General features: G+C 69.5%; 1 protein-coding gene. It reads left to right on the forward strand.

The annotated features are described in order from the left end of the window. A partial coding sequence (locus tag ACH4F2_RS36060) for a methylmalonyl-CoA mutase (RefSeq protein WP_398136814.1) occupies positions 1–1,502 on the forward strand: 1,502 nt, incomplete at both ends.

The raw sequence follows: 1,502 nt of genomic DNA on the forward strand, positions 1-1,502 counted from the left end.
GATGCCCAGGCGGGCTGGGATCCGGCGGAGAAGCTGGGTGAGCCGGGGGAGTATCCCTTCACCCGGGGTGTGTATCCGTCGATGTACACGGGCCGGCCGTGGACGATGCGCCAGTACGCGGGTTTCGGTACGGCGACGGAGTCGAACGCCCGGTACAAGCAGCTGATCGCCAACGGCACGATGGGGCTGTCGGTCGCGTTCGACCTGCCGACCCAGATGGGGCACGACTCGGACGCCCCGATCGCGAGCGGCGAGGTCGGCAAGGTCGGGGTGGCGATCGACTCGGTCGACGACATGCGGGTGCTGTTCGGCGGGATCCCGCTGGACAAGGTGTCGACGTCGATGACGATCAACGCGCCCGCCTCGCTGCTGCTCCTGATGTACCAACTGGTCGCGGAGGAGCAGGGCGTCAGCGCGGACCGGCTGACCGGCACGATCCAGAACGACGTGCTGAAGGAGTACATCGCGCGCGGGACGTACATCTTCCCGCCGAAGCCGTCGCTGCGGCTGATCGCGGACATCTTCAAGTACTGCCGGGCCGAGATCCCGAAGTGGAACACCATCTCGATCTCCGGCTACCACATGGCCGAGGCGGGCGCCTCTCCCGCGCAGGAGATCGCGTTCACCCTCGCGGACGGCATCGAGTACGTGCGCACGGCGGTCGCGGCCGGCATGGACGTCGACGACTTCGCCCCGCGCCTGTCCTTCTTCTTCGTGGCGCGCACGACGATCCTGGAGGAGGTCGCCAAGTTCCGCGCGGCCCGCCGGATCTGGGCGCGGGTGATGCGCGAGGAGTTCGGCGCGAGGAACCCCAAGTCGCTGATGCTGCGCTTCCACACCCAGACGGCCGGGGTGCAGCTGACCGCGCAGCAGCCCGAGGTCAACCTGGTCCGTGTCGCCGTGCAGGGCCTGGGCGCGGTCCTGGGCGGCACGCAGTCCCTGCACACCAACTCCTTCGACGAGGCCATCGCGCTGCCCACCGACAAGTCCGCGCGCCTGGCGCTGCGCACGCAGCAGGTCCTGGCCTATGAGACGGACGTGACCGCGACCGTCGACCCGTTCGCCGGTTCCTACGTCGTGGAGAAGATGACCGACGACGTGGAGGCGGCGACGGTGGAGCTGATGCGGAAGGTCGAGGACCTCGGCGGCGCGGTCGCGGCGATCGAGCACGGTTTCCAGAAGAGCGAGATCGAACGCTCCGCCTACCGCATCGCCCAGGAGACCGACTCCGGCGAGCGGGTCGTGGTCGGTGTCAACCGCTTCCAGCTCGACGCGGAGGAACCGTACGAGCCCCTCCGCGTCGACCCGGCCATCGAGGCCCAGCAGGCCGAACGGCTGGCGGGGCTCCGCGCGGAACGCGACCAGCAGGCGGTGGACACCGCGCTCACCGCCCTGAAGAAGGCCGCCGAGGGCGAGGACAACGTCCTCTACCCGATGAAGGACGCCCTGCGGGCACGGGCCACCGTGGGCGAGGTGTGCAACGCCCTGCGGGAGGTCTGGGG

The sequence above is a fragment of the Streptomyces sp. NPDC017890 genome (assembly GCF_044328675.1).
GTDB lineage: Bacteria > Actinomycetota > Actinomycetes > Streptomycetales > Streptomycetaceae > Streptomyces.